This is a genomic window from Bradyrhizobium sp., from assembly GCF_049691595.1.
Classification (GTDB): Bacteria; Pseudomonadota; Alphaproteobacteria; order Rhizobiales; family Xanthobacteraceae; genus Bradyrhizobium.
In genome coordinates this window covers 1-2660 of sequence record NZ_JBAVNZ010000169.1, presented here as the reverse complement: position 1 = coordinate 2660, position 2660 = coordinate 1, and the positions used below count along the sequence as shown (strand labels likewise).

Here is a 2660-nt window from a genome sequence, read left to right as displayed (position 1 = left end):
GTATTAACCTAGGTAGTATTCGCAAGGCCACACAATCTAAGCAGCATTCAACGTGCGGAGCAAGGAAGATGTCGCCTGTTGTGAAGGTTTGCGGATGGCGGCCCCATGATGGTGGCGCGGCGGACACCGGGGGGCCGGCGTACGCAAACCTCCAAGGGAGGAAACCGCGGGAGGTGTGGAGCGGGCGCGCGTCAGACGCTATGGGGATTTCGGCGTCGGCGGTCTGTCGCCGAGGTCTGTTGAACGCTTGTGTGGGAAGCGATCAAGGGTATGACGACCTCGGTTGGCCGATTGCGATGGGCAGAACCGGCGTCGCAGAGCGGAGAACGAACGACAAGATGGCTATCCAGTGCGTCGCGCGGACGAGCGTGGCCATTGCCGGTCGAGAGCCGGCGAAGGAAAGCCCTGCATTTTTGCCGCGCGCCGACCATGATCATGATGTGTCGATCCTGATTACCGCAGTGGAAGTCGTGGGACGGGTGCGCGGCGAGGCGCCGCGCTGGAATGTCTCGATGACGATCATGCGACCGCCGCAGCACGGACACGGGTGCGAGAGTGGCTTGGGATCGTCGGCCTCGGTGCAACTGTCATCCCCGGCCTCGGGCTGTATCGCAGGCGCGTCGAGCAGGCGGCGCACCCTGGCGATGTTGACGGCGCGCGTACCGCTCGCGAGCAGGCCATAGTGGCGGATGCGGTGGAAGCCTTGCGGCAGGACGTGAATCAGAAATCTGCGGATGAACTCGCCGGTGGCGAGTGTCATGACCTTCTGGCGGTCGCGACCATCGGCGCGATAGTCCTTCCATCGGAAGGTCACGCCGGAGCGGTCGCAGGAGATCAGCCGGCTGTTGGCAATGGCGACGCGGTGGGTATAGCGCGACAGATAGGCCAGCACGGCCTGTGGCCCGCCGAACGGGCGCTTGGCATAGACCACCCATTCGGTTCGGCGCAGCGGCGCCAGATGCGTCGCAAAAGCCTGCGCGTCGGCGAGCGCGGCATGATTGCCGAAGAACTTCAGGCGGTTGGCTTGGTGTGCCGCGAGCAGCTTCTCCAGAAACAGCCGTCGGAACAGGCGCGAGAGTACGCGCACGGGGAGGAAGAAGCCGGACCGGCACGTCACCCAGCGCTCGCCGTCGAGCGAGATGCCGCCACCCGGCACGATCATGTGGACGTGCGGGTGATGGGTCATGGCCGAGCCCCAGCTATGGAGAACGGAGGTGATGCCGATGCGGGCGCCCAGATGCTTCGGATCGGCGGCGATTGTCAGCATGGTCTCGGCCGAGGCCTTGAACAGCAGGTCGTAGATGACGGCCTTGTTCTGGTAGGCGATATCGGCGATGGCCGCCGGCAGAGTGAACACCACATGATAGTATGGCACCGGCAGCAAATCGGCCTCGCGCGTCGCCAGCCAGTCCTTTGCCGCCGCGCCCTGGCACTTCGGGCAGTGCCGATTGCGGCAAGAGTTGTACGAGATCTGGCTGTGGGCGCACTCCTCACAGCGCGCGACATGGCCGCCGAGGGCTGCCGTGCGGCAGCTCTCGATCGCCGACATCACCTTGAGTTGGCCGAGGCTTATATGGCCGGCATTGGCCCGGCGCCATGCCGGGCCGTGGCCGCGAAAGATGTCCGCGACCTCCAGCGATGGACGCGACACGAGGGGCCTCGCGTCAGGCGGGCGGTTCGGCCTGCGTCAGGGTGATGCGATCGAGCGGGCTCATGACCTGCTGGATCGTCTTGGTGGCGACGCGGGTGTAGAGCGCCGTGGTGTCGAGCTTGGCATGGCCGAGCAGGACCTGGATCACCCTGATATCAATGTTCTGCTCGAGCAGGTGGGTGGCAAAGCTGTGCCGCAGCGTATGCATCGACACCGGCTTGCTGATCTCGGCCATGTTGGCGGCGGCATGGCAGGCGCGATTGAGCTGGCGCGTCGTCATCGGCTGCACGCGGTCGCGCCCTGGAAACAGCCAGCCTTGCGGTCGTGCGGCCTTCCACCAGGCGCGTAGCAGTTCGAGCAGATGTGGAGACAGCATCACGTAGCGGTCTTTGCGGCCCTTGCCTTGCTCGACGCGGATGATCATGCGTTTGCTGTCGATGTCGCCGATCTTCAGCGCCACCACCTCGGAGACGCGCAATCCCGCCCCGTAAGCCACGCTCAGCGCCGCCTTGTATTTGAGCCCCGGCGCCGCATCGAGCAGGCGCACTACTTCCTCCGGGCTGAGCACCACCGGCAGCTTGCGCGGTTCACGGACGAATGTCGTGCGTTCCACGAGGTCGGGCCGCGCGAGCGTGACTTTGAAGAAGAACCGCAGCGTCGAGACCGTCTGGTTGAGCGTGGGGACGCCAACGCCGCTCGCCGTCAGGTGAAGTTGGTAGCGACGCACGTCTTCGGAGCTCGCCGTGTCGGGCGAGCGGCCAAGATAGGCCGCGAAGTTCTTGACCCTCTGCACGTAGTCATGTTGGGTCTTCGGCGCGAACTTCCGGATCGTCATGTCTTCGATCATGCGCCGGCGTAACGGGCTCATTGCCTGGTCGGTCATGGGGAGGCTCCTGTCTGGAGGGAGGGTTGCAACTCCTCATCTTCAGACAGGACGCGCCTGTTATCTCTCCCCACCCCGCGCTCTTGGCGGCGGAGCCCTACCGCGCGAGCGGTTTAGTCCGTTGGC

The 2660-nt window shown here is 64.9% G+C and carries 2 protein-coding genes; both read right to left on the bottom strand.

Annotated features, from left to right (window positions below; all coding sequences use genetic code 11):
- Positions 1–433: 433 nt before the first annotated feature.
- The gene (locus WCE35_RS07575; protein WP_424592731.1) at positions 434–1651 is read right to left on the bottom strand and encodes an IS91 family transposase; all 1218 of its coding nucleotides are present in this window, start codon (positions 1649–1651) and stop codon (positions 434–436) included.
- A 13-nt stretch (positions 1652–1664) separates the two neighbouring features.
- Entirely contained in the window at positions 1665–2534 is an 870-nt protein-coding gene (locus WCE35_RS07570) for a tyrosine-type recombinase/integrase (protein ID WP_424592730.1), read from the bottom strand.
- Positions 2535–2660: the final 126 nt, after the last annotated feature.